A 20,329-nucleotide genomic window follows, 5' to 3' on the forward strand; every position below is an offset into this window, starting at 1 on the left:
TCGCCATGGCCGGCAGCCTTTCCGCTGAAGAGAAGACCTCCGGCAATCCGCTTTTCGAAGGCTGGTATGCCGATCCGGAAGCCATCGTCTTCGGCGATGAATACTGGATCTTCCCGACCTTCTCCGCGCCTTACGAGCAGCAGACCCACTTCGACGCCTTCTCTTCGACCGACTTGGTGAAGTGGAAGAAGCATTCGCGCATTTTCGATAACGAGGACATCAAGTGGGCCAAGCGCGCGATGTGGGCTCCCTCGATCATCGAGAAGGACAAGAAATACTACTTCTTCTTCGGTGCGAACGATATCCAGAACAACGAGCAGGAAGGCGGCATCGGTGTCGCGGTAGCGAACAAGCCGGGTGGCCCCTACAAGGATCATATCGGCAAGCCGCTCGTGGACAAGTTCCACCATGGCGCCCAACCGATCGACCAGTTCGTCTTCAAGGATGACGATGGCAGCCACTACCTGATCTACGGCGGCTGGCGTCACTGCAACATCGGCAAGCTCACCGAGGACTTCAAAGGCTTCGTGCCCTTTGAAGATGGCGAGACCTTCAAGTCGATCACGCCGGAGGGTTATGTGGAAGGACCCTTCGTCTTCAAGAAGAACGGGAAATACTACTTCATGTGGTCGGAAGGTGGCTGGACAGGTCCGGACTATCGCGTCGCTTACGCCATCTCCAATACGCTCATGGGCCCGCACAAGCGCATCGGCGTGATCCTCAAGCAGGATGAAACCATCGCCCGCGGCGCCGGCCACCACTCGATCATCCACAACAAGAAGGACGACACCTGGTACATCGTCTACCACCGCCGCCCGATCGGTGAGACGGATGGCAACTACCGCGTGACCTGCATCGAGAAGATGGAGTTCGATGCCGACGGTTTGATCAAACCGGTGAAGATGACCAAGGAAGGCGTCCCGCCCAGCAAGCTGAAGTAAGCAAAGCCGCGCCGCTTGATTTTGCAGGGCAGGGACTTCGGTCCCTGCCTTTTATTTTGCCCGGCGTCGCCGCAGCAGCATCGCCGCCCCCATCACCCCGAGCATCGTGGTGGAAGGCTCGGGCACCGTGAAGAGCGTGTTCACACCGGTGATCTTGAAGCGGTCGATGTCCCTCGGCCCCCGGGGCCTGTCCTGGAAGGCCCCGATCAAGATCGCGTTGAAGGTGCCGGACTCCGGGTTGATTTCGATCTCGCGGTCCTCGTTGCTGCGGTTGGAGAGATCGTCCACCCGCTGGTCGAATCCGAGAGAGGCGAGATCCTCGTAGGAGAGCCCGCTGAGATCCACCGCGCCATCCAGATTCGCGGTGTAGTAGGTCACGTCCCGGTCCCAGGTGCCGTAGGGATCCAGGGTCAGGGTCACATCGGACACGGGTCCCTCGAAGATCAGCAGCACCCAATCGTTCCCGCGACCGTTGTCGATCTGGTGCTCCGGCACGCGCATCCCTTCACCGGGATTCGTCACGCCTACTCCGGTGGGGTAGATCACACCCAGCGCGGCCTCGAAGGATTGGTTCCTCCTCCCGCCGGTGTGGCTCCATGAGGTGGCGCTGAAACCTTGGCCCCCGTTCGCGAAGACCAGGTTGTTGCCGAACTCGCGATCTTGGGACGGTCCGGTCGTTTCCCAAGTCATCGACTGGGAGAAGACCGGTAACGCGAACGCGACGACGGCAAAAGCCGACAGTGCGGGCAGGTTCATTCGGGGGAGGGGTGAGGGAGGGTGAAGATCCGGATCGCGGGGAACGACTGCGGGTAGCAATCGAGCCTTATACTTAAAATCTTCTTACAGTCAATGAGTCGTGGGTAACGTGATCACGTGTGGATGCTTCCTTCCAAGCGTTCCACTCGATCAACCGCTGAGAGCGCTATCGAAAATCCCTCGCCTAACATCGGGATTCTCGATGTTCGGTTTCTGCAAGTCCTTGAACCGCGGATCGTAACCTCCCGGGATCGATCAAGACACAACCTTGCTGAGGGTCTCCGCTTCCCGATGCACCTTGTTGCTCTCATCGCGCGCGGTAGTTTCGCCCTATGTCTGGAAACGCCGTGCTGGATTCCGCTCCCGCCCTCATGACCTGCGTGGAGCGCTGGACGGAGCGCTTGCCGATTCTGTCGAATGGCTACTTCACGGCCCTGCGGCAGGACACCATGAACCGCGAGGTCTTCGTCCGCACTCAGAAGCAATTCTACTTCGCGGTGCGTTACTTCTCCCGTCCCATGGCGGCACTGATCGCGCGCATGCCGGACTCCGCGTCACGCCAGGGGCTGATCCATAATCTCTCGGAGGAGCATGGCTTCGACGATGAGTCGGAGGATCAAGCTCCCGGTTTCGATCCCGCGGTCGCCCACGATCTTACCTTTCTGGGCTTCCTCCGCAGCCTCGGCGTGACCTCTCAGGAAATGGCCAGGGAGCGGGAAGCGCCGGGTGTGCGCGCCTTCAATGTCGCGCTCATGGGCACTTGCCAGATGGAGCGTGTGGAGACCGCCTTCGGTTGCCTCGGTGTGATCGAATATGCGTTCGCTGACATCTGTGAGCTGATCGGCCGCAAGGTCGTGGAGCGCGGGTGGGTGGCTCAGGATGAACTGGTGCACTACAAGCTGCATGCCCAAATCGACAAACGCCACGCTGCGGACTTCTTCAAAGTCGTGGATGGTGCATGGAACCGCGACCCCGCCGCCCGCGCTGCCATCGGAGATGGCATCCAGCTCGGCCTGCATGTTTTCAACCGCTTGTACGAGGACTTGGACCCGGAGAACTGGTCATGAACATTCTTGCCCATTTGATCGTGTCTCTCGGATCCCTCAGCCTGGGAGCCTGTGTGGCAGGAAGTCGGAGCGAAGTCCCTCCGGCACCTTCAAACGTGAAAATCGAGTGGAGTGACCCTCGTCCCATGATCGCCTTGGGTCCGGGATCGAAGCCGTTGGAATTGCAGGTTCACGGTGATGCGGAGTTCCTCGCACGACACCCCGTCTTGCGCAGAGACCTGTCATGGGAACTCCAAGCGGATAATGAAGAGGACCCTGTGCGTATGGGCATTGAGATCCATGGCAGGCCCCGCACCTCGGATGATCCGTCTTTGCTGAAGCTGGAAGTGGTCAGGGGAGAGGGGAACCAACGGTTCCTTAGGAGCAATCAAGGCGATCACGGAGTGGAGGTGGGAAAGGCGCCCGGTATCGGATCACCGCATGCGTGGCATATCCACCGGAGCAGACCCTGACCCTCGATACCGCTGCCCGGAGCAATCCGAAGCTGATAGCCATTAGGTGAATCCCATGGAGACCGCTTCGACACCCAGCCTCAGTGCCGAACTGCTTCGCGGTTTACACCACCGCGGTGAGTTGCATCATTGGTTGCGTCTCTTCGTGTTCTCGGTCCTCTACATTGTCGCGGCGGCCTTCGCGATCTTCGCCGCGGGCTATCTGAATGCGTGGTGGCACTACTTCCTGCTCGCACCGCTCTACCTCCTCGCCGCAGCCTCGCTTCACGGCATCAGCCTCTTCACCCACGAGGCGGTACACGGCACGCTCTCGAAGAACCGTCTCTGGAACGATATTCTCGGGGCCGCCTGCGCGATTCCGGTCCTACAGAATTGCTCCGCTTACCGCGTTCTTCATCTGCGCCATCACGATCACCTCGGGGAGGAGGGAGATCCCGACCACTACGCGAACTACACGCGCTGGACCTGGATGGTCTTCACCATGAACTGGCTCCGCCTGCTGGTCGGCTACCCGGTTTACATCGCCGCCATTCCCGTCCTCGGCTTCAAGCATGGCGATGCCAAGGCCCGCCTCGGCATCCTCGCGGAATTGGCGGCTACCGCGCTGCTCGTGGGGGCGATCCTTGCTTCTCCGATTCCAGGGACTTGGCTCCTGCACGGCTGGCTCATCCCCATGCTCTTCATCAATACCATGGTGAATATCCGCGGCATGAGCCAGCACACCCTGCTGGAGCACGCGGATGACGAGATCCGCGGCACCCGCAGCATTCTCACCGCGCCGCTGGTGCGGTTCTTCATGTGCAACGAGAACTACCATCTCGAGCACCACCTCTATCCGGGCGTGCCATGGCATCAGTTGCCGAAGCTCCACGCCGAGCTCCAGCAGGAGCTTCGCGAGCGCGGTGCTCCCTACATTCCCTCGTATTCCGCATTCGTCCGCGAGTTCGTCCTTGGCAGCCTCAAGCGGAGTCCGCTTGGCTGGCGGCACCGATGAGTTCGATGCCGGAATTGTCATCGCCCTGCGCATGGGCGGAAGAAGCCGCCGCATGGCCCTTGGCTTTCGCTCAAGTGCGGGAGGACCCTCGCCTCGATATGGAGCTCGCCCGCAAGCTGCCGGAGGGAGCCACCGTGGTGATGATCGCGTCCGGCGGCGATACCGCGGCCTGCCTCGGGCGTCTGCCCCTCACGCTTCACCTCGTGGACATGAATCCGGCGCAGATCGCGCTTTCCCGGGTGAAGTGGCATCTTGCTTCCGGTTCCTCCGAGGATGCCGCTGCTTTGCTCGGTCATGCCGGGATGAATCCCTTCGATCGCATGCGTGGCTTGGCGCTGATTCAGGAGCAGCTCGAACTGGATGAGAATGTCTTCGGCCCGGCAGATCGCGTGGCGGAACTCGGTCCGGATCACTGCGGCCGCTATGAGATCACCTTTGCCGAGCTGCGTTCCCATCTCGCGCCATCACGCGAGGCGCTGGATGAATTGCTCGCCTCGCCACTGCCGATCGAGGGCTTCGACCAATCGCCGCTCGCCGCCGCGCTCGATGATGCCTTCGCTGCGGTCATGTCGCTGCCGAACCTCGTGCGTCTCTTCGGCGCGGAGGCCACGCAGAATCCCCGCCGTTCCTTCAGCGATCATTTCGCCGCACGTACCCGCGAGATCGTCGGGCGACGAGCCCCGCGCACGAACCCCTTCCTGCGCCAGATCCTTGCGGGCGATTTCCATCCATCCCATCGCTACGATTGGCTGCAGTCCTGCCATTTGCTCACCGCGACTCCGGAGTGGCATTACGGCAAGATGAGGGACCTGCTGGAGTCCATGCGTCCTGGCAGCGTAGATCTGGTCCATCTCTCGAACATCCTCGATTGGCTCAGCCCGGCGGAGGCTGAGTCCACCTTGCATGCCGCCCGTCGGGCGATGCGGCACGGTGGCAAGGTGATCATCCGTCAGCTCAATTCCACGCTGGAGGTTCCCTCACTGGAGTCGGGCTTGCAGTGGGATCCCGCACTCGGCTCCGCGATGGAGCGCCGCGATCGCAGCTACTTCTATCCGCAGATTCATGTCGGCACCCGCCCATGACTCTCCACCACCTCACGGCGGACCTCTCCCCGGATCTCGCTCCGGCATTAGCTCGCTTTGAGCGGGAGTTCACGTATCCGCTCGGTCCGGACACCCGCTTCCGGATCTCGCACGGTCAGAGCTACCTCCCGTTCTTCCGCGCGATGGGGCAGGCGGACATCTCGGTGATCGAGCAGGGACAGGAGATCCTCGGCTGCCTTGCCCGGGTAGCACGCCGCCTGTGTCTCTCCGCCGGGGAGGCCTTCGATGCCCACTACCTTTGCGATCTCAAGCTCCGGGCCTCAGCCCGCGGTTCGACCGTGCTTCCTCGGCTGATTCGCGAGACGAAGCGGGTGATCGAGGCGAGCGCATCCACCCGCTGCTACAGCGTGGTTATGGGCGGCACAGGCAAGCTTCCGACCGATTATACCGGACGTCTCGGTGTACCGCGCTTCGAACTGCTCGGAGAGATCGCAATCCTCCGCGTGGAAGGGTCGGGGACCGGAGATGCTTGCCACCCGGTGTCAGCCTCATCCTTCGAGTCGATGTCTGCAAAGCTTCCACGCGAGGGCTACTCGGCTTGGGGGGCAGACCGCGCTCTTCGCTCAATGATTGAGCCGATCCACTTGGTCACATCGCAGGGCGATGCCTGCGGGATCATCGAGGACACCCGGAAGGGCAAGCAGCTCTTTCGGGAGGGTGGTGCCGAATTGCTTTCCGCCCACCTCTCCGGCTTCTCCTTCGCCTCAGCTTCGGCTGGCGCCCGTCTGCTTCAGGACGCGAGCTTCCTTGCCCGCCAAGCCGGCTTCCCGGCCCTCTTCGCCGCTGTCCCCGCCAGCAGGGCGGGGGATCTTCTCGCCTGCCTTGGAGCCCTACGAGTCACTGTAGCCCCGGCAAGCATCTACGGCCACGCACTGGAGCCTGGCCACGACTGGTGGATTGATACGGCCGAGATCTGAGCCCGGATCCGCGAAAAGACATGCGTATATCTTGGCACGCCCGATGCTATTTATAGCTCACAAGTCGACCCAGTCGACAGGCGGTCCGGCCGGATGATTTGCGGGTTCATGGGTTTCCCCGCGGTGCATCGGTCGGGCCGCTTTGTGCCTATCAGCAGCGGCGTCGGCGCAGCGCCATGCCGGCAGCCGCAGCACCCGTGAGCAGAGCCGTGGAAGGCTCGGGCACCGGCACGAAATTACCGAAGCCGTTGGTGCTGCCGTTGGTCAGGCCCAGGTTTCCATCGATCGCGGCGAAGATTCCGTGGCTCTCCGGCGCGAGGCCGAACTGCGTGGTCGCGAACCAATCGAAACGCACCGAGGAAACGTTGTTATAATAGAGAATCATCCCGCCGTCGGCGGTGGTTTCGAGATGATTCGAGCCTCTCGAGTCGAAGCGTAGGTTGCCATTCTCATCAACCACGCTGATTTCGCTATTGTTGTGTAGCTGGTAGCCGACCAAGCCGTCGCTGCCGAAGGCCCGAATCGACTCGGATTGGTAGGGCTCGCCGTCGTGATCGTAGATCAGGAAACGCACGCCGGGCAGCGTGACCGGAACGCTGAAGTTTGAACCGGCTTCGTAGAAAGACATGGACCAGGCGATGCCACCGGTCTCTTGCGAGTAGTTGCCGTCGTGGCGGTAGTAGACCCCCAGATCGTCGCTTCCGGCGCTGGTGTTGTAGTCCGGGATCCAGCCCACCCACTCGTAGGTGCTGGTCGGGCGCAGGTTCGAGGTCTCGCCATCGGTCAGGCCGATCTGGGAGACGCGCACGTCGATGCCGATCCCATTGTAGGTGCCTGCATTGGCGAAATCCAAGGAGGGCTCGGAGGTGTAGTAGGGCCCGAGCGTCGAATTGTTCGGATACATCTGTGTCGCCGGCTGAACATTGTTGCTGAAGTTCAGGTCGACGTAGGTCTGGCCCGCGGCGGCTGAAATCAGCGCGGCGAGAGCCAGTGAGGTGTGAGAGGCGACACTTGGCATGAGGACGGGGGGTGAAACAGCGGGGGTGCGTCTAGCAGTCTGGAGGCCGGAATGCCATGATAAAGAACTCCGTGATCGCGGGGGATGCCGATTCCGGAATTCTGCGGAGCAGGGTTCAGGTGAGCTTGGAAGCGAGCGCGGCGGCCAGTGAAGCGACGTTCTCCTCCTCGAAAAGGGTTAGGTGTCCGCCGGGAACCGGCACGATTTCCAAGCCTTCTCCGGCTAGCTCGGTCCAGCCGTAATCGGCTGGCCACTCGACCTTGTCGCTGGCGGTCATCGCCTTGAAAAGAGTGATCCGGCCTTGGAAACGGCGGGGCCGGAAGGCCTGCATTGCCCGCCAATTCTCCTCGCGGACCTGCACCCGTCGCAGGTCGCTGTGCGCTTCCGCCGGGCCGTTGCCCAGCGCTGCGGCCACCTCCGCCTTCACTCGACGGTTGGTCGCTATCCCTTCGGCGATGCGCTCGCGCAGGCGCTCCAGCCGGGAGGGCAGGGGGAGATCGTGCTGCTGCTGCCAGAAGGCGTTGAACCGGCCGGTGAGCGAGTAGCGCTTGGCGGGCGCGGTCGGGTTGTGGGTGTCGAAGAGGCCGAGGAACTCCACCGTGTAGCCACGCTCCTGGAGGATGCAGGCCATCTCGTGGGCGACCACGCCACCGAAGGAGTAGCCCGCAAGGCGGAAGGGCCCGCCGGGATGCAAGGAGAGCAGATTCTCGACATAGGCGGCGGCGGTCTCCTCGACCGAAGCCGGGGTGATCGGCCCGCTGCTGCTGAGGTCGAGCGACTCGATCGCATGCAGCGGGAAGCGCCGTGGCATCAGTTCCGCCAGGCTGCGGTAGAAAAGCACGCCACCATCGCCGCCATGCAGGCAGAAGAGCGGGGTGCCATCTCCCGAGTCCGCGAGGGTGACCAGATGTCCTTTGCCTGCGCCGCTTGGGAGCCCGGTCTCGGCCTGCGGGCAGAGCAGTGCGGCGAGCTTTGCAATCGTGGGATGGCCTAGCAGGGCGGCCAGCGGCAGGGTGCGACCGAACTCGCGGTTGATCCGGGAGAACATTCGCAGCGCCAGCAGCGAATGCCCGCCGAGCGAGAAGAAGTCGTCATCCCGGCCGATCTCCGGGACCTGTAGTAGTTCGCTCCACAGCGCGGCGAGCCTTTGCTCGGTTTCTCCTTCAGGCGCGGCGTAAGGCTTCGCCTCGTTTGGCTTCTTCGCGGGGTCGGGCAGGGCTGCCACGTCGATCTTGCCATTGGCGGTAACCGGGAAGCTCTCGATGATGGCCACTCCATCCGGTCGCAGGTAGGCCGGTAGGCTGGCCTCCAGCCATGCGGAGAGGGACGGGGCATCCAGCAGGCTGCCTTGCTCGGGCAGCACCCAGGCGAGAATGCGTTTGGTCTCCGGGCTATCGCCCCGGACCGCTACCTTCGATTGCCTGACCTCAGGGTGAGATGCGAGCACCGACTCGATCTCGCCGAGTTCGATGCGGAAGCCCCGCACCTTCACCTGATGGTCGCGGCGTCCGACGAACTCGATCGTGCCATCGGGCAGCCAGCGGCAAAGGTCGCCGGTCTTGTAAAGCGTAGGGCTGGAGACGAAGCGCTCCGCGGTGAGAGCGGGGTCCTTGTGGTAGCGCAGCGCGAGGCCGTCACCACCGGTGAGAAGTTCGCCGGGAATGCCGATCGGCACGGCTCGTCCCTGCTCGTCGAGGATCTGCACCGTGGTGTTGGCGATCGGTCGCCCGATCGGGATCGAGGCCCGCTCGCAATCCTCCGCGGTGATCCGGTGGCAGGTGGTGAAGGTGGTGTTCTCGGTCGGGCCGTAGCCGTTGATCAGCGCGGTCTCCGGCAGCGCTTCGAGTGCGCGGCGCACGTGGGGGACCGACAGGACATCGCCCCCTGCCAGCAGGTAGCGTAGGCCCTTCAGCGATTCGAGATGCTCCTCGACCATCACTTGGAAGAGGCCCGCGGTCAGCCAGAGCGTGGTGACGCCCTTGTCCCGCACGGCGCTGGCGATCTCGTCGAGGCCGGTGCCTCCGGCAGGAATCACCAGCTTGCCGCCGTTCAGCAACGGACCCCAGATCTCGAGCGTGGAGGCATCGAAGGACAGCGGCGCTGCTTGCAGGAAGACATCGTCGGGCGTGATCGCGATGAAGTCGCAGCCGCGTACGAGGCGGACCACGCCGCGGTGCGGCACCACCACGCCCTTTGGCTTGCCGGTGGAGCCGGAGGTGAAGAGGAGGTATGCCGGATCCTCGGCCCGGATGGTGAGATCGGGAATCCCGTTGAAGGGCGATGCATGACCCGCGGCAGGAATCTCCAGCACCTTGCCCTGCCATGCACCGAAGGCTTCGCGGCAACCGTCCGCCGCAAGCCCGATGACCGCGTCGCTCTCTTCTAACAGAAGTGCGAAACGTTCGGCTGGATAAGAAGGGTCCAGCGGGACATAGGCTCCACCTGCGAGCAGGATGCCCAGTAGGCCGGTGATCATCTCGGGCGAGGGCTTGGCACACAGCGCGACCGCTTCACCGCCCTTGAGCCCGGCGGCGTTCAGTTGAGTGGCGATCGCCGAGGCTTCAGCCAGCAACTGATCGTAAGTGAAGCTTTGCTTGCCGTATTCGAGCGCCGTTCGCGAGGGATGAGCGCGCGCGGTCTTCAGGAAGAGCTCGGCGATGTTCGACTCACGCGGATACTCGCTCCGCTTGCCGCTCCATTCGCCCAACTGCTTCGTCTCCGCTGCTGTGAGGATCTCGAGCTTTGAGAGCGGCATCGCCGGATTGGCGGCGATGTTCTCCAGCAGCTGCCGGTAATGGCCGAGCATGCGCTCCGCGGTGCTGCGGTCGAAGAGATCGCTGCTGTAGTCGCAGGTCACCCGCCAGCCTTCCGCTCGCTCGACCATGAAGAAGTGCAGGTCGAAGATCGCGCCCGGTGAGCGCGAGGGAATCGGGATCAGCTCGACCCCGCCGAAGCGCCCGGCCTTCGCGAAGGAGCGCTGGTGGGTGAAGTTGACCTGGAAGAGCGGGTTGCGGCTCGGATCCCGTGCCGGCTTCAAGTCGCGCACCAGACACTCGAAAGGCAGGTCTTGGTTCTCGACGGCCGCCAGCGCGTTGTCGCGGACCTGACGCACCAGGCCCTCGAAGGAAGGGTCGCCCGAGAGGTCGCTGCGCAGGATCAGCGAGTTGATGAAGACGCCGATCAGTGGTTCAAGTTCGGCCCGCGTGCGTCCTGTGATCGGGGAGCCGACCGCGATATCCGTGCCGCCGCTGTAGCGATGCAGCAGCACCTTGTACGCCGCGAGCAGTAGATGGTAGAGGGTCGCACCCTCGCGCGCGGCGATGGCTTGCAGCCGCTGCGTCAGCTCCTTCGGCAGCAGCGCGGAGATCAGCTCGCCGCTCCAGGTCTTTGCCGCAGGGCGGGGCCGGTCGGTGGGCAGATCCAGCTCCGCCATCCCCTGCAACTGCTTCCGCCAGAAGCCGAGTTGCTTGGCGATCTCGGGCCCGGCGAGGAAGTCCTTCTGCCACACGCTGAAGTCGCCGTATTGGATCGGCGGCGGATCCAGCGGGCAGTCACGGCCCTCGAAGTAGGCCTGATAGATCTTCGCCAGTTCCTCCGTCAGCACCGTCATCGACGAGCCGTCGAAGAGCGCGTGATGAACCGTCACATGCAGGATGTGCGAGCTCGCTGAAAGTCGCACGAGCTCCGCCCGGAATACCGGACCCTTCGCCAGACAGAACGGCCGCTGAGCCTCGATGCTCCCCAAGCGGTCAGCCTCCGCCTGCCGCTCTTGCTCGGGAAGCTGCGAGACATCCAGCAGTGGCAGGCTGAAGTCCCGCGCCGGCTCCACGATCTGCAGCAGCTCGCCATCGTCCTCCTCGAAGTGCGTCCGCAGCGATTCGTGGCGCTCGATGATTGTCGCCAGCGTTCGCTCCAGCAGCGCCACATCCAGCGGCCCTTCCAAGCGGAAACGCATCGGGATGTTGAACGCGGTGACTCCCGGCTGCAGCAACTCCAGATACCAGAAGACCTGCTGCGCGATCGACGCCGGAAAGGCCAGCAAGTCCCCCGCGTCATCGGCGGGTGCCGCCGTGGCGTCTTGGGTCTGGGGGGCTTGGCTCATCTCGGGTGAAGGTAGCATGGAGTTCAAAGCTTCCGGCGATAAGCGTCGCGGTTGACGCGCTGGATGGTCGCCGCCGCCGGAGCTGGTTCGGGTTCTGCCGTCAGGTCCGCCGCAATCGCCGAGATGTTCCGATGCCGGAAGATCTGCGCCGGCGTCAGCCCCAGCCCCGCCCGCGTGGCCCGCGTGCTGATCTGGAAAATCAGGATCGAGTCGCCGCCGAGCTCGAAGATGTCGTCACCCGTGCCGATCTCGCGCAGCCCCAGTACCTGCTTCCAAATCTCCACCAACTGCCGCTCGGTTTCGTTCTTCGGCGCCGCGATGTCACGACCGCTGCTCTCCATCTGCTCGCCCGGAGCCGGCAGCGCCTTGCGGTCCACCTTGCCATTCGGCGTCAGCGGGAAGCTCTCCAGCACCACGAAGGAGGTCGGCACCATGTAATCCGGCAGCTTCGCCGCCAGATGCTTCCGTAGCGCCGCTGGTAGCTCTCCACCGGGACCCGAAGGCTTCTCATGATGCGGCACGTTCGCCAGCGGAGCAGGCGTCGACTGGATCGGCCACAGCGGGAAAGCCCCGCTGCCGATCGGCAGGAAGATCGCATCAATCAGGCCCGCCGTGCCATTCCCACGCCAGCGGACATGAGCACGATAACCCGTCGCCTCCGCCACCGCGAAGAGCGCCTCCGCCGATAGGGCATTTCCGGGCACTCCCGGCGCGAAGGGCAGGGGACCATGCTCCGGCGAATGCTCCAGGGCCCGCAGGAAACCCAGCGGCGAATTCAGCCGCACATCCGGAATGCCCGCGATCGCCAGCTCATCCGGACACTCCGCCAGGATCGCTTCCAGCTGCTCCAGATTCAGCCGCTCCCACTGCCGCCACTTCGTCACCACCTGCACCGCCGGCTTCTCGCCGATATGCAAGATCACATCGTAATGGTAAGTCGTCGTCTCGTTCGCCATCCGCCCGCGACGGAGCTGGATTTCGACATGCGCCAACCCCGGGATATCCACACGGTCGAACCAAGCCGGATCGATCGAAAGCTCCGTTTCGCGCGCCAAACGCTGCGCGATCTTCTCGCGCAGTTGCCCGCAGCTCGTGCCATCCGGAGCCCGCTCGCGCAGGATCTCCGCATGATGTGCCGCCAGCAAAGCGTTGCTCTGGATGTCGCCTAGGAAGATCCTCCCGCCCGGCTTCAGCGTGCGCGCCGCCCCTTGCAGCACGCGCACCAGATAATCAGAGTGCGGGAAATACTGCGCCACCGAGTTGATCACCACCGTGTCGAAATACTGCTCGGGAATGTCCGAGAAGTCGTCCGCCGGGCGATGGAACAGCTTCACGTGCGGATAGTTCAGCTCCTGCTTCAGGGCCGCGATGGCCACCTCGGAAATGTCCGCCGCCCAGTAGCACTCCGTCTCTGTCGCGAAGCGCGAGAGGATCTGGCCGGTGCCGCAGCCGATCTCGAAAATACGACGCGGGCCGTACTTCCGCAGCCGGTTCGCCGTCATGTCGATCCACTCCACCACCTGCGCATCGATGTCCGTGGCTCCCGCCCAACCGGCGATCACCGAGTCCAAGCGGTCCAGCTTGCCGCCGCCGGATTGATCGATCGCGGACTTGTAGAGCAGATCCCACTGGTCCTGCCACAGCGCGGTGCCGTCGCCTTCACCGGAATTGCCGGGGCGCACGTAGGCAACCAAACGGCCATCCTGCACATGCGCCACCGCCTGCGCCACCGCAGGGTGCGCGGAGAGATGCGTCTCGATGTCACCCAGCTCGATCCGGAAACCACGCACCTTCACCTGGTGATCCATGCGCCCCAGGCACTCGATGCTGCCATCCGGCAACCAGCGCGCCAGATCGCCCGTACGATAGAGCTTCCCGCCTTGCAGCGCGGTGCTCACGAAGCGGTCCGCCGTCAGATCAGGCCGCTCATGGTAACCCTGCGCCAGACCATCACCGCCGATCAAAAGCTCCCCGGCGATTCCCACCGGCTGCGGCTGCATCGCCGCATTCACGATATACACCTGCGTGTTATCGATCGGGCTGCCGATCAGCACCGGACCCTCACCGGCGAAGACCTGCGCGGTCGTCGACCAGATCGTCGTCTCCGTCGGGCCATAGACATTCCAAACCTCGCCACAGATCGGCGCCAGGCGATCCACCAGATCCCGCGGCACGGCTTCACCGCCGACCAAGGCCTTGAAGCCCTCCTTGCCCGTCCAGCCTGCTTCTAACAGCAGCCTCCAGGTCGAGGGCGTCGCCTGCAGCACCTTGATCCCGTGGCGGTTGATCTCATCCGCCAGGCGGTTGCCGTCGATCACCGTGTCGCGCGTGGCGATCACCGTCTCCGCACCCGTGCTCAGCGGCAGGAAGATCTCCAGCCCCGCGATGTCGAAGGACAGCGTCGTCACCGCCAGCAGCACATCGTCCGGCGCGAGACCAGGCTCGCGGCGCATCGAGTTCAGGAAGTTCACTACCGCACGGTGCGGCACGCGCACCCCCTTCGGCCGGCCGGTCGAGCCGGAAGTGAAGATCACATAGGCCGTATCTTCCGCGGATTTTTCCACCGCCACGAAGCCCGTCGCGGAGCCCGGGATCTCATCGCTCAGCAGCACCACCGCCTGCGAGGAAGGCAGCTCGCGGTGCAGCGAGGTCTGCGAGAGGATCACCGGCATGTGCGCATCCTCCACCATGAAGGCCAGCCGCTCCGCCGGGAAGCTCGGGTCCATGGGCACATAGGCCGCACCGCACTTCAAGATCGCCAGCAAGCCCGCGACCATGTCGGTCGAGCGCTCCAGATGGATGCCCACCAGATCGCCGCGCTTCACTCCCGCGTTCTGCAGGCGTGCCGCGATCGCCGTCGCGCGCAGTTCCAGTTGCGAGTAGTTCAGCGCCTGCCCGCCGCAGCGCAGCGCCGTCTTCTCCGGCACCCGGCCCGCGATCGATGACACCAGGCAATCCAGCGTCGCCTCGCGCGGATACTCGCGTTCGGTCGCATTCCATTCGCCCAGCACCCGCGCGCCTTCCTCCGGAGTCAGGATCGGCAGGGCTTGCAGCGCCGCATCGCCATTCGCGATCGCGCTCTCGATCAGTTGCTCGAAGCAGCCGAGCCAGCGCCGGATCGTCGCTGCATCGTGCAGATCGGTGTTATACTCGCACTCCACGATCATCCGCTCGTCCGTCTGCACGAGGTTGAAGAAGAGATCGAAGTTTACGTGGCGCTTCGGGTTCGTCTCCACGTCGAAGCTCAGCCCGTCGAAGGCGATGCGATCCGCACCGGACTTGTCGATGTTGAACATCACCGTCACCAGCGGCAACCGGCTCGTGTCTCGCGGCAGGGTCAGCTTCTTCAGCAGGCTGCCGAAGGTGTAGTCCTGGTAATCGTAGGCCTCCAGCACCTGCTCCTTCACCTCGGCGGCGAAGGCGCGGAAGGGTCGCTCCGCTGCGGCGTTCAGGCGCAGCGGCAGGAAGTTCAGGCAATGGCCCACCAGCTCATCGCGGCCCACCCGAGTCTGTCCCGCGGCAGGCACGCCGATCACCAGATCCTCTTGGCCTGTCAGGCGATGCAGCAGGGTCGCAAAGGTTCCGAGCAAGGTTGCAAACAAGGTGCCGCCTAGTTTCGGCGAGGCCTTCTTCAGTCGTGAATAGCGGTCCGCATCCAGCGTGATCGCCTCCATCGCGCCGGCATAGGTCTTCAGCTGCGGGCGCGGGCGATCCGTCGGCAGCTCCAGCACCGGCGCTCCGCTTTCAAATTTCGCCACCCAGAAGCTCTCCGCCGCCACACGCTCCGCGGAGTCCTTGTTAGAGACCTCCAGTCGCGCGTAGTCGGCGAAGGACATCGCTGGCGGCAGCATCGGCAGCCGCTCGGCCTTGCGGGCGTTGTAGGCCTCCGCCAGCTCCATCAGGATCATGCCGAAGGACCAGCCGTCGCACACCAGGTGATGTGCGGTGAAAAGTAGCTCGTGCGTGTCTGCGGACAGTCGCGCCAGTTGTAGGCGCAGCAGCGGACCTTCCGTCAGTTTGAAGGGCGAGCGCGCCTCCTCTTCGCGCGCTTGCGACCAGTGCATGCCGCGCACATCCGGCGTCAGCGCGGAGAAGTCGTGCTCCGCGATTTCCAGTTCGCGTGGGGCGGCGTGGAAGATCTGCTGCTGGCCATCTTCGCTGAAGGTGCTGCGCAGTGCCGGGTGGCGCACCACCAGATCGAGCAGCGCCGCACGCAGCGCCGCGGTATCCAGCCCGCCCTCGAAGCGGATCACGTTTGATTCGTTGTAGGAGCAGTTCGCTTCGTCGCCCATCATCAGCGAGTGGAAGATCTCGCGCTGCGCCTCCGTCGTCGGAGAGACATCGCGGCGCGGGAAGACGCTCGGCGCATCGCAGACCACCGTCGATGCCGGCAGGAATCCAGCCGCCTGCATGTCCGCCACCGCTTCCGTGAAGCCGCGGATGATCCGGTCGAAGTCCTCGTCGCCATGGGCCGTCGTGAAGTAGAGCGGACGTCCCTCCCACACGTGCACCCCGCGCTCGCGCAGGAAGTACCACAGCAGGCTCGCATGTTTCAGGTCCGCCGCATGTTCGATCACCGCGTAGGCGCTGAAGTGCGGCAAGCGGATCGGCACGCCGATCGTCGCGAAATACTCGTTCAGGGTCCGGCACAGGCGCTCCACCCGCTCCGTCACCTCGATCTGCAGGCGTGGGCCTTCGCCCTTCAGGTGCTCCACCACGCGCCATGCCGCGGCCAGCGCCAGCGGATGCCGCACGAAGGTGCCTGCGAAGAAGGTCACCCCCACCTCCGGGAAGCTATCGTCGCCGTAGTTCCAGGCACCGCCGTCCAGCGCGTCCATGTATTCACGCTTTCCGGCCAGCACGCCGATCGGCATGCCTCCGCCGATCACCTTGCCGTAGGTCGCCATGTCCGCCTCGATCCCGAAGTAGGCCTGCGCCCCGCCGGGATGGCAGCGGAAGCCTGTCACTACTTCATCGAAGATCAGCGCCGTGCCGGATGCCTTCGTGATCGCCCGCACCTCGTGCATGAACTCGCGCGGCTGCAGTCCCGGGGCCCGGCTCTGCACCGGCTCCACCATCACCGCTGCCAGTTCATGCGCATGCGCCCGCAGGATCTCCAGCGAGGCCGGGTCCGCGTAGTCCAGCACCAGCATGTTCTCCACCAGCGATTGCGGGATGCCCGGCGCGATCGGCTGCGCCTTGTAGACACCGTCCACCCACGCGCCGCGCACCAGCACTTCCTCGAACATGCCGTGGTAGTCGCCCGTGAAGTAAGCGATCCGTGTCCGGCCCGTGATCGTCCGCGAGAGGCGCATCGCGGCCATCACCGCTTCGGAGCCGGTGTTGCAGAAGGTCGCGCGATCCATCCGGGTCAGCTCGCAGATCGCTTTCGCCAGCTTGCCCGCGATCGGCGATTGCGGCCCGATCTCGATGCCCGTCTTGAGCTGCTTCTCCACCGCCTCGATCAGCCAGTCCGGAGAGTGGCCGAAGAAGTAGGTCCCGAATCCCATCGTGATATCGACATACTCGTTCCCGTCCAGGTCCCAGATCTTCGCGCCTTTGGAGCGGGCGGACACGATCGGATAGACCATCTCCTTCCACAGCGACTTGAAGCCGGAGACCGCACGCGGGTCCGCGTAGTGATCACGGTGTTCCGCCGTGTAGGCCTTCGAGGAGGCCGTCTTGCGCACATAGCGCGCGATCAGTTCGTCCAGCGCCTTCTGCTGCGTCGCGGTCAGTCCGCCGTTCTCACCCTTGTCGATCGGCTTGTAGGGGCCGAATCGCGTATTGGCGGAGACATTGCGGCTATGGCCCTCGGGCCATTTCACCGCGGGCAGTTGGCTCGTCGCCGCTTCGCTCCGCGCCGGGGCCACCGCCCCGTTTGCCGCGCGCTGGTTCTCCAGCAGCGCCTGCATCAGGTGGATCTGATTCGCCATCAGTTGCTCGATGGTCGAGCTGCCGTTGACCGGCGCGCTCATGCCCGGCAGAACGGCCACCGGTGCTGCCGCTACTACGGGAGTCGTAGTCAAAGGCGCGGCATCGGCGGGCATTTCGGCAGCCAGATGCTTGGCCAGTGCCACCACGGAGGACAGCTCGCCCAGCATCTGGCGGAAGGTCACCTTCACCCCGAAGCGCGATTGGACCGCTTGGCTCGCTTGGGTGAGGAACAGCGAATCGAAGCCGAGTTCCGTGAAGGTGGCGGCATCATCCTCCACCGCCACCCCGGACAGATCCAGGACGATGGCGCGGAGTTTCGTGGCGAGATCGGGAGTGCGGTCGGCGGGGGCAGACATGGCAGGGGGAGGAGTGGAGAGGGGGAGAACAGGAGCGGCAGCCGCGGGCACGGCAGCCGGAGCAGCAGCGGCATCGGGCTCGCCGGACTTGTCGATCCAGTAGCTCTGTCGCTCGAAGGGGTAGGTCGGGAGATGCAGGCGGGCACGCTCTTGCCTGGCAAAGAAAGTGTTCCAGTCCGGAGCACATCCGGTCTTCCACAGCTCGCCCGCGGCGTTCAGCAGGTCGGCCAGATCCGCGGAGGCTGAGGGCAGCGTGGAGATTACCGTGCTCGCCTTCTTGTCCGGATGCTGGCGCGCGAAGGGCGCAAGTGCTTGTCCGGGACCAACCTCTAACAAGATCAGTCCCTCTTCCGCGAAGGCCGTTGCCAGTGCATCGGTAAAGCGCACCTCGTGGCGCAGTTGCCGTGCCCAGTAGCCCGGGTCGGCCAGCGTTGCCGCGTCCATCGCCTTGCCCGTGCAGGTGGAGATCCACGGGATTGCCGGGGCATTCGCGCGCACCTTCGCCGCCTCCGCGGTGAATGGCTCCACGATTGGCTCCATCATCGCGGAGTGGAAGGCGTGCGAGGTCTTCAACGCCCGGCAGGCGATCTTCTTGTCCTCTAGCTCGCTTTGGAAGGCCGCCACCGCTTCATGCGAGCCGGATACCGTGCAGAGCTTCGGGCTGTTGATCGCCGCCAGATGGATTCCCTCGGGCAGCACCAACTCGTCCGCGCCTTGGCGCACCGCCAGCATCGCCCCGGAGGGTAGATCCTGCATGAAGCGCGCCCGCGTTGCCAGCAGGGCCAGCGCATCCGGCAGGGTGAATGTTCCGGCCAGCACCGCGGCGACGTACTCGCCGATGCTGTGACCGATCAACAGCGAGGGCGTGATGCCCCAGGAGATCCACAGCCTCGCCAGCGCATACTCCGTTACGAAGATGCAGGGCTGTGTCAGCCAGGTTTGGTGAATGCGTTCTTCCGCGGCAGCTTGCTCCTCCTCGCCGGGATAAAGTGTCTCGCGGATATCCAGATCCAGATGTCGCTGCAGGATCGCCGCGCACTCGTCCACTGCATCGCGGAAGGCGGCTTCCCCCAGCAACTCGCGGCCCATGTTGAGATACTGCGAGCCTTGGCCGGGGAAGAGGAATGCCACCTTTGCCGGCTTCGCGGCTGCGGCGGACTTCACCGGTTCGCGCAGCTTCGCGATCGCTTCCTCCACGCTCGCTGCCACCAGCTGCCTGCGGAAGGGGAATGCCTTGCGACCCGTCGCCAGCGTGTAGGCCACGTCGGACAATGAGATCTCCGGATTCAGGTGTCCCGCCAGATTCGCGGACATCGCCTCCAGCGCCGTCGCCGTCTTCGCCGAGAGCACCAGCAACTGCTGCTTCCTTCCCTCACTCGTCGGAGCGATCTCCGGAGCCTCTTCCATCACCACGTGCGCATTGGTGCCGCCCACGCCGAAGGCGCTCACACCCGCGATTCGCGGTGTGCCATTGCGTTCCCATGCCTTCTCTTCCGCCACCGGGGCGAGGGGGCTGTTAGAAAAATCGATCCGCGGATTCGGCGCGCTGAAGTGTAGCAGCGCCGGGATCTTCCCGTGGCGGAATTGCTGGATCGTCTTGATCAGCCCCGTCACGCCCGCCGCCACGTCCAGATGGCCGATGTGCGTCTTGCCGGTGCCGATCGCGCAGTAGCCGTTGCCGACCGCACCGCCATCACGGAATGCCTTCGTTAGCGCTGCGATTTCGATCGGATCACCCAGCGGGGTGCCGGTGCCGTGCGCCTCGATGTAGGAAACCTCCTGCGGGCTCACGCCGGCCGAAGCTTGCGCCAGCGCGATCACCTCGGCCTGTGCGTTCAGGCCGGGTGCGGCGAAGCCGATCTTGTCGGAGCCGTCGTTGTTCACTGCCCAGCCCTTGATCACGGCCAGGATCGGATCGCGATCCGCCACCGCTTCGCTCAGGCGCTTGAGCAGCACCACGCCGCAGCCATGGCCGAAGACCGTGCCGTTCGCCTTCTCGTCGAAGGCGCGCACCTTGCCATCGCCGGAGACCATGCCTTCCTCGGTGTAGAGGTAGTCGCGCTGCTGCGGGAAGCTGATCGATACACCGCCCGCCAGCGCCATGTCGCACTGGTAGGTCAGCAGCGAGGTGGCCGCCTGGCAGATCGCCACCAGCGAGGTGGAGCAGGCGGTCTGCACCGTCATGCTCGGCCCGCGGAGGTTCAGCTTGTAGCTCACCCGCACCGGCATGAAGTCCTTGTCGTTGCCGAGCATCGTCTGGTACTCGGCTACCTGATAGTTCTTCGCCAGTTCCTTGGCCTTGCCCAGGTTGTGCAGCAGATAGGTATTCAGGCTCAGCCCGGCATACACGCCGATCATGCCCGGGTAGGCATGCGGATCGTAGCCGCCGTGCTCGATCGCTTCCCATGCACACTCGAGGAAGATCCGGTGCTGCGGGTCCATCAGCTCCGCTTCCTTCGGATAAATCCCGAAGAAACCTGCATCGAACAGGTCCGGCTTTTCCAGCGTGCTACGGGCCCCGACGTATTTCGCCCCGTCCTGATCCGTGCGGCTGTCGAAGCGCGTGATGCAGTCCTTGCCTGCGATCAGGTTCTGCCAGAACTCATCGGGGTTGGCAGCGCCGGGAAAACGTCCGGACATGCCGATCACGGCGATCGCTTCGGGCGGGGGGAGTTCGTCGTTCATC

9 protein-coding genes are annotated in these 20,329 nt (G+C 64.2%); 5 read left to right on the forward strand and 4 right to left on the reverse strand.

Annotated elements, in window-relative coordinates:
• Positions 1 to 5: 5 nt before the first annotated feature.
• On the forward strand, positions 6 to 941 hold the full coding sequence (locus tag OJ996_RS10185; RefSeq protein WP_345783781.1) for a glycoside hydrolase family 43 protein: 936 nt from the start codon (positions 6 to 8) through the stop codon (positions 939 to 941).
• 51 nt (positions 942 to 992) lie between these two features.
• Here OJ996_RS10185 and OJ996_RS10190 read toward each other — a convergent pair whose 3' ends face one another.
• Positions 993 to 1,697, reverse strand: a complete 705-nt coding sequence (locus OJ996_RS10190) for a hypothetical protein (RefSeq protein ID WP_264513450.1) — start codon at positions 1,695 to 1,697, stop codon at positions 993 to 995.
• 332 nt (positions 1,698 to 2,029) lie between these two features.
• Between OJ996_RS10190 and OJ996_RS10195 the strand changes: the two genes are divergently transcribed.
• The 4 genes from OJ996_RS10195 to OJ996_RS10210 all read left to right on the forward strand — a co-directional run bounded on the left by OJ996_RS10195 (position 2,030) and on the right by OJ996_RS10210 (position 6,230).
• Positions 2,030 to 2,764 carry an iron-containing redox enzyme family protein gene (locus OJ996_RS10195; protein WP_264513451.1) on the forward strand — a complete coding sequence of 245 codons (735 nt, stop codon included), beginning with the start codon at positions 2,030 to 2,032 and terminating at the stop codon, positions 2,762 to 2,764.
• Positions 2,765 to 3,271: 507 nt separating this feature from the next.
• Positions 3,272 to 4,210, forward strand: coding sequence for a fatty acid desaturase family protein (locus tag OJ996_RS10200; protein WP_264513452.1), 939 nt, complete (start codon positions 3,272 to 3,274; stop codon positions 4,208 to 4,210).
• The gene (locus OJ996_RS10205) at positions 4,207 to 5,292 is read left to right on the forward strand and encodes a DUF3419 family protein (protein WP_264513453.1); all 1,086 of its coding nucleotides are present in this window, start codon (positions 4,207 to 4,209) and stop codon (positions 5,290 to 5,292) included. Before OJ996_RS10200 ends, OJ996_RS10205 begins: the two co-directional genes overlap by 4 nt.
• The gene (locus tag OJ996_RS10210; RefSeq protein ID WP_264513454.1) at positions 5,289 to 6,230 is read left to right on the forward strand and encodes a hypothetical protein; all 942 of its coding nucleotides are present in this window, start codon (positions 5,289 to 5,291) and stop codon (positions 6,228 to 6,230) included. Before OJ996_RS10205 ends, OJ996_RS10210 begins: the two co-directional genes overlap by 4 nt.
• Positions 6,231 to 6,381: 151 nt before the next feature.
• Here the strand turns inward: OJ996_RS10210 and OJ996_RS10215 are convergent, their stop codons facing one another.
• The 3 genes from OJ996_RS10215 to OJ996_RS10225 all read right to left on the reverse strand — a co-directional run bounded on the left by OJ996_RS10215 (position 6,382) and on the right by OJ996_RS10225 (position 20,328).
• The gene (locus tag OJ996_RS10215) at positions 6,382 to 7,248 is read right to left on the reverse strand and encodes a PEP-CTERM sorting domain-containing protein (protein WP_264513455.1); all 867 of its coding nucleotides are present in this window, start codon (positions 7,246 to 7,248) and stop codon (positions 6,382 to 6,384) included.
• A gap of 115 nt (positions 7,249 to 7,363) precedes the next feature.
• Complete coding sequence (locus OJ996_RS10220) at positions 7,364 to 11,350, reverse strand: non-ribosomal peptide synthetase (RefSeq protein ID WP_264513456.1); 3,987 nt, start codon at positions 11,348 to 11,350, stop codon at positions 7,364 to 7,366.
• 23 nt (positions 11,351 to 11,373) lie between these two features.
• The gene (locus OJ996_RS10225; RefSeq protein WP_264513457.1) at positions 11,374 to 20,328 is read right to left on the reverse strand and encodes a non-ribosomal peptide synthetase/type I polyketide synthase; all 8,955 of its coding nucleotides are present in this window, start codon (positions 20,326 to 20,328) and stop codon (positions 11,374 to 11,376) included.
• Between the last annotated feature and the right edge of the window lies 1 nt (position 20,329).

Origin of the sequence: Luteolibacter rhizosphaerae, from assembly GCF_025950095.1 — a bacterium.
In the GTDB taxonomy this organism is placed as follows: domain Bacteria; phylum Verrucomicrobiota; class Verrucomicrobiia; order Verrucomicrobiales; family Akkermansiaceae; genus Haloferula; species Haloferula rhizosphaerae.

Excerpts from the sequence above, each read along its gene's own strand:
- OJ996_RS10210 (WP_264513454.1), top strand. The coding sequence starts at position 5,289 with ATGACTCTCCACCACCTCACGGCGGACCTCTCCCCGGATCTCGCTCCG.
- OJ996_RS10220 (WP_264513456.1), bottom strand. The coding sequence starts at position 11,350 with ATGAGCCAAGCCCCCCAGACCCAAGACGCCACGGCGGCACCCGCCGAT.
- OJ996_RS10215 (WP_264513455.1), bottom strand. The coding sequence starts at position 7,248 with ATGCCAAGTGTCGCCTCTCACACCTCACTGGCTCTCGCCGCGCTGATT.
- OJ996_RS10195 (WP_264513451.1), top strand. The coding sequence starts at position 2,030 with ATGTCTGGAAACGCCGTGCTGGATTCCGCTCCCGCCCTCATGACCTGC.
- OJ996_RS10205 (WP_264513453.1), top strand. The coding sequence starts at position 4,207 with ATGAGTTCGATGCCGGAATTGTCATCGCCCTGCGCATGGGCGGAAGAA.
- OJ996_RS10200 (WP_264513452.1), top strand. The coding sequence starts at position 3,272 with ATGGAGACCGCTTCGACACCCAGCCTCAGTGCCGAACTGCTTCGCGGT.
- OJ996_RS10225 (WP_264513457.1), bottom strand. The coding sequence starts at position 20,328 with ATGAACGACGAACTCCCCCCGCCCGAAGCGATCGCCGTGATCGGCATG.
- OJ996_RS10190 (WP_264513450.1), bottom strand. The coding sequence starts at position 1,697 with ATGAACCTGCCCGCACTGTCGGCTTTTGCCGTCGTCGCGTTCGCGTTA.
- OJ996_RS10185 (WP_345783781.1), top strand. The coding sequence starts at position 6 with ATGGCCGGCAGCCTTTCCGCTGAAGAGAAGACCTCCGGCAATCCGCTT.